General features: G+C 47.1%; 5 protein-coding genes. 3 read left to right on the top strand and 2 right to left on the bottom strand.

Annotated features, from left to right (window positions below):
• Window positions 1-244 precede the first annotated feature (244 nt).
• The gene (locus PX482_RS21140) at window positions 245-871 is read right to left on the bottom strand and encodes a DUF2301 domain-containing membrane protein (protein ID WP_004159461.1); all 627 of its coding nucleotides are present in this window, start codon (window positions 869-871) and stop codon (window positions 245-247) included.
• A gap of 148 nt (window positions 872-1,019) precedes the next feature.
• Between PX482_RS21140 and thiO the strand changes: the two genes are divergently transcribed.
• From thiO to PX482_RS21125, 3 genes are all read left to right on the top strand, one after another.
• On the top strand, window positions 1,020-2,996 hold the full coding sequence (gene thiO, locus PX482_RS21135; protein ID WP_288023457.1) for a glycine oxidase ThiO: 1,977 nt from the start codon (window positions 1,020-1,022) through the stop codon (window positions 2,994-2,996).
• A gap of 54 nt (window positions 2,997-3,050) precedes the next feature.
• Entirely contained in the window at window positions 3,051-3,803 is a 753-nt protein-coding gene (locus PX482_RS21130) for an SAM-dependent methyltransferase (RefSeq protein ID WP_223210693.1), read from the top strand.
• A 148-nt stretch (window positions 3,804-3,951) separates the two neighbouring features.
• Window positions 3,952-4,341 (top strand): hypothetical protein, encoded by a 390-nt coding sequence (locus PX482_RS21125; RefSeq protein WP_288122988.1) that lies wholly within the window; start codon window positions 3,952-3,954, stop codon window positions 4,339-4,341.
• Between the two features lie 54 nt (window positions 4,342-4,395).
• Here the strand turns inward: PX482_RS21125 and PX482_RS21120 are convergent.
• Window positions 4,396-5,407, bottom strand: a 1,012-nt coding sequence (locus PX482_RS21120; protein WP_288122987.1) for a TolC family protein, incomplete at its 5' end; no start/stop codon positions are given.

Raw genomic sequence — 5,407 nt, 5'->3', positions numbered from 1 at the left:
GGAGTGATCAGGGGGAAATTCAGCTACTTTTTCCCTGAAAATTAGGTAATTGACCCCCTCAAAATCGGTAAAACCCCACACCCCACACCCTACACCCTACACCCTGCCCCTAGGAAAAACTTTTTCAGCAGACCCTAATTAAGCTTTTCAACATCGATAATGTACCTCTTGCGAACAGTAAACGCTATAATTGTGCCTCCCTACTTAGTTGAGACTCCGAGACTCCGAGACAGTTATCAGTTCATCAATGGTTAAGATGTTCAAAGACTGATTTATCACCGATATCGTTGGGGAGAGGTTGGCTTAACTTTCTCAGAGCAAAGATAACGAATAAAGTCGCCCAGAGAATTAATAGCCCCTTTTCCCAATTTAAGGGCAATATCCCCAAAAGATGACCGAGTAAAAGGGTGGGAACTAGAGGGGTTAAAAACTTGGTTTCTAGACGATTAAAACAAAAAGCTTCTTTGAAATAAATCCCCGTGAGACTAGCAAAAATAAAGCCCACACCGAATAAACTCACCGGATGGTTATAGACAAATTCTAGGGGAGAAAGGTGAGAATAGAGGCTGAAAATTAGGGAAGTAATCGCCCCGATTAGCCAAAAAAATTGCAGGAGACGATGGAGGGGAATTAAATAAATATGGATAGTCAATAAACTGATGCCTAACCCCAGACAAAAACCCATGTATAAAAGGTTAGTCAGGGGCAGTAATTGCGGTCGGGTGAGGACTATAATTGTAGCGACAGCGAAACTAAAAGCCGCTAAATTTAAACCCAGACGGTAGAGACGCACCCCTAGGCGATCGCTATCCGTAATCGTAAACTCTCCGAATTGACCTTGATAAACTCGATCGACAGCAGGGGAAGTCATAATGCTCTAAAGAAAAAGGGAAGCTTAGAAAAGATTGACTAAAAATCATCTTAATCTTAAATTATGCCAGTAGCCTCACTTCTCCCTCCTCTCGGCTGACTAATTGCGAGTTAGGATCAAGGTTACATTTCCTTTAGATTTTTAAGCCATGTCGTTGAACCAAGAATCCCTCGCTTTTAGCCATGGGAGGGTCAAGAACTCAACTAGCGAAATTTTGATCGTAGGCGGTGGTATCATCGGATTAGCGATCGCCGTCGATTTGCAATTGCGCGGGGCAAAAGTTACCCTCCTAGTTCGAGATATAGCTCAGGCCGCTAGTCGTGCGGCTGCGGGAATGTTGGCCCCCCATGCGGAGGGGATTCCCCCGGGTCCGTTTCTCGATCTTTGTCTGCGATCACGCTGGCTATATCCAGAGTGGAGCCGCAAAATCGAGGATTTAACGGGGATAAACAGCGGTTACTATCCCTGTGGTATTCTTGCTCCCGTTTACGAGCTAGATCAGCCTATTACTGCCAATACAGCTAATAAAATTTGGTTAGACAGCAATGCAGTTCACCTCTACCAACCCGGACTAGGTAAAGATGTGATCGGTGGTTGGTGGTATCCCGACGATGGACAAGTGGATAACCGGCAGCTAGTGACTGGGCTGCAACAAGCGGCCGAAAATTTAGGGGTAGAAATTCGCCAAGGCATAGAAGTCCACGCCATACAGCAAAAGCAGGGAAAAGTCAAGAGTATTTATACCTCAATTGGGGAATTAGAAGCAAAAATTTACATTTTAGCGGCGGGATCCTGGACGAGTCAACTTTTACCCCTCCCTATCCATCCCGTCAAAGGTCAAATGGCCGCAGTAAAAATGCCCCCTAACCAGACCTTAGCTAGGGTTTTATTCGGTCCGCAAACCTATCTGGTTCCCCGTCGCAATGGTCGTTTAATTATCGGGGCCACTTCCGAAAAAGTGGCCTGGCAAACGGGTAATACACCCCAAGGACTACAAGCCCTTTTTGCGCGCGCTACCCGTCTCTATCCCCCTTTAGCTGACTGGGAAATCGAGGAAATGTGGTGGGGATTCCGTCCGGGTACAGCGGATGAATTGCCCATTTTAGGCCGCAGTAGCTGTGATAACCTGATTTTAGCTACTGGTCACTATCGCAATGGCATTTTACTCGCTCCCGTCACTGCTTCCTTGATTGCTGACCTGGTGATTAATGACAAAGTTAATCCCATTTTGACCCATTTTAGCTGCGATCGCTTTAATCAACCATCACCCATTACTATTCCATCTATGTCCTTAACTATTATTGAGAATAAACCCCAAGCACTTTTATCGCCCCAGAATGATCGCCTCACCATTGCCGGGAAAACCTTTCACTCCCGCTTGATGACTGGGACTGGCAAATATGCCAATCTGACGACTATGCAGGAAAGTATTAGTGCCAGTGAATGTCAGATTGTCACCGTCGCCGTTAGACGAGTACAAACGAACGCACCCGGCCATGAGGGATTAGCAGCGGCGATCGATTGGTCGAAAATCTGGATGTTACCCAACACTGCTGGTTGTCAAACGGCCGAAGAAGCGATTCGGGTGGCCCGTTTAGGGCGAGAAATGGCCAAATTATTGGGACAGGAAGACAATAACTTTATTAAACTCGAAGTTATTCCCGATCCTAAATATTTATTACCCGATCCGATCGGAACTTTGCAAGCGGCGGAACAATTAGTTAAAGAAGGTTTTGCCGTACTGCCCTATATTAACGCCGATCCTCTCTTAGCCAAACGTTTAGAGGAGGCTGGCTGCGCCACGGTTATGCCGCTGGGATCGCCGATCGGGTCGGGACAGGGGCTGAAAAATGAGGCAAATATCGCAATTATCATCGAATCGGCCCAAATTCCCGTGGTGGTAGATGCCGGGATCGGTACACCCTCAGAAGCGGCCCGGTCCATGGAAATGGGTGCGGATGCTTTATTAATTAACAGTGCGATCGCTATGGCGGCCAATCCAGCTATGATGGCCCAAGCCATGGCAATGGCAGCAAAAGCGGGACGTTTAGCCTATTTAGCGGGAAGAATGCCGATTAAGTCCTATGCTAGTCCTAGTTCCCCCCTGACGGGAACGATCGCCTAACCGATTAAGCTAGGAATGGGCTGTTTTCAGCTATTAGAGCCAGCAAAAATCTCTATGACTACAGACAATCAAACTGAGTATGTTGCCGCTTTAACTGATTTACACCGCGGACTTGACCGTAAAGGGCCCGGCGACTCTGACTTCTCCCTAAAAATTTTGAGTAATCTCTCTATTTTGCCCCTCAAGCCGCGAATTGCCGATCTAGGATGTGGAAGTGGTGCTAGTGCTTTACTGCTGGCACAATACTACCAAAGCCCTGTCATGGCAGTGGATTCCTCGTCGGTTTTTATCGACGAACTCAAAACCCGAGCAAAACAGCTTGGTCTTGAGCATTTAATCATTCCAATTCATGGTGACATGGCTAAACTTGATTGGTCAGTGGGTTCAGTTGATCTACTTTGGTCTGAGGGGGCTGCTTATAATCTTGGGTTTGAGCAGGCTCTTAAAATCTGGCGACCGCTTGTTTCTAACAACGGGATCGCCGTCATCTCGGAGATGAGTTGGTTTACTGATGAGCTGCCAGAGCCGGCTGTGGCCTATTGGCAAAACGCCTATCCTATGATGGGTAATGAGTTTGAGAATATCGTTCGGGCTAATAGGTCTGGTTTTAAGGTACTTTCTACCCAGAGGCTGCCCAGTCAGCTTTGGTGGCTAAATTATTATCAACCTCTCCGTGAGCGAATCGGGCAGCTGGAAATCAGCCCAAGTAGCTCATCGGTTATTCGTGAAACCGAAGAAGAGATGAAACTTTTTGAGAAATTCAGCAACTTCTATGGTTATACCTTCTATGTTCTGCAAGCGGCCTAGAAAAAAAGCCGTCTAATTTATGATCAGCTAACCCAGTGATCTTAAGCTAGGAATGGGCTGTTTTCAGCTATCGTGGGCGGGGCGAGAAAAATTGACTAGAATAAAAGAGGTGGAATCATGATCGAGAGTCTGCCGGGCAATTACCGTCATGGCCGCCAATCCTGAGACTACATTTTTTGATCACCGAGGTATATTGGCGATGATCACTAGAAATTCTTTATTGTCAGGTTTGTTTCTGGGTCTGGGTTGGGTTTGCGTTAGCGGCAACCTAGTCGTGGCCCAATTTCCCATCAGTGAGCGTTGTTTAGCGGGGTATGAGTCCTGCGCTTACCAAAAATATCATCAGTACAATCACCAATGGAATTTTCGTACCAGTCCCCAAATCGAGCAGCGGCGACTGAACACGATCGAAAATCAATGCGGTAGCATTAATTCCTCTCGTTGTAATAATCTGCGTCCGCAGGTGCAAGAGCTACAGGAAACTCCCACCATGCAGCAATTGCGGGAACAACAGATTAGAATTATCCAAACTCGTTAAAATAGGGGAGATTTGGCTATCTCCCCCCACACCACACCTCGATAAATCCCACAATTAACGCACTTCAAACAAACGATTATCCGGTAAATTACTAATCGCTCGCTGGAGACTATTCAAGGATCTATTGTAATCGACGATCGCCTGTAGATAACGGCTTCTGGCATCGGTTAAATCCCGTTGGGAGTTGATCACATCCGTTTGGGTTCCCACACCCGCCTGAAACCGTAAACGGGCTAATCGCAGACTTTCCGTGGCGGATTCAATGCTTTTTTGCGAAGTTTTAATGTTTTCTTGGTTAGAAATCAAATTATAGTAAGATTCCTCCACCTGAAGGCGAATTTCATTGCGACGGAGGGAGAATTCCGTATCGGCGCGATCGATATTTCTTTCCGCTTGACGAGCGCGAGCAAAAGCACGACCACCATCAAAGAAAGTCCAACGAATCCGACCACCGACGCTAAAACCATCGCCAAAACCAGCTTCATCACTGAGATCGTTGAGGACATTATACTCGCCCAGAAGGTCCACTTGGGGAATCACCGCCGAAATGGCGATCGAGCGGTCTTCTGCGCTAATTTCCCGTTGTAAGAGTTGTTGTTCTAATTCCGCGCGATTTTTGTAGGCCAAAACGATACTATCATCAAGACTTAAGCCCCAAGTTCCCGCCTCGCGAATCTCATCGGCAGCGGTTAACTCGATGTGCTGACCGACACTCAATATCTGTGCCAGTCGCCGTCTGGAAATACGCTGGTTAGAAATCGCCCGGGTTAAGTCTTGGTTAGCGTTAGCGAGGTCAACTTCCGCCTGTAGGACAGCAAATCGGGTTCCTAGTCCCGCTTGCTCCAATAATAGAGCATCCCGTAAACTTTGACTAGCATCTTCGATCGAGGCTTGGGAGATCGCTACTTGGGCATCACCCCTCTGTAATTCATAATAGGCATCGGTGGCATCAAAACGAGTTTGTTCCGAGACTCGTTCCACCTCTAATTCCCGTTGCCGGATCACTTTTTCGGCCCTTTTGATCTGGGCTGTCCGTTCACCCCCTGTATAAACCCCATAGACGATG

Source organism: Microcystis sp. M53602_WE12, assembly GCF_030065455.1.
Lineage (GTDB): Bacteria > Cyanobacteriota > Cyanobacteriia > Cyanobacteriales > Microcystaceae > Microcystis > Microcystis aeruginosa.
Note: the sequence above shows the minus strand (reverse complement) of the source record. Positions and strands in the feature narration are given on the sequence as shown.

Excerpts from the sequence above, each read along its gene's own strand:
- thiO (WP_288023457.1), top strand. The coding sequence starts at position 1,020 with ATGTCGTTGAACCAAGAATCCCTCGCTTTTAGCCATGGGAGGGTCAAG.
- PX482_RS21125 (WP_288122988.1), top strand. The coding sequence starts at position 3,952 with ATGGCCGCCAATCCTGAGACTACATTTTTTGATCACCGAGGTATATTG.
- PX482_RS21130 (WP_223210693.1), top strand. The coding sequence starts at position 3,051 with ATGACTACAGACAATCAAACTGAGTATGTTGCCGCTTTAACTGATTTA.
- PX482_RS21140 (WP_004159461.1), bottom strand. The coding sequence starts at position 871 with ATGACTTCCCCTGCTGTCGATCGAGTTTATCAAGGTCAATTCGGAGAG.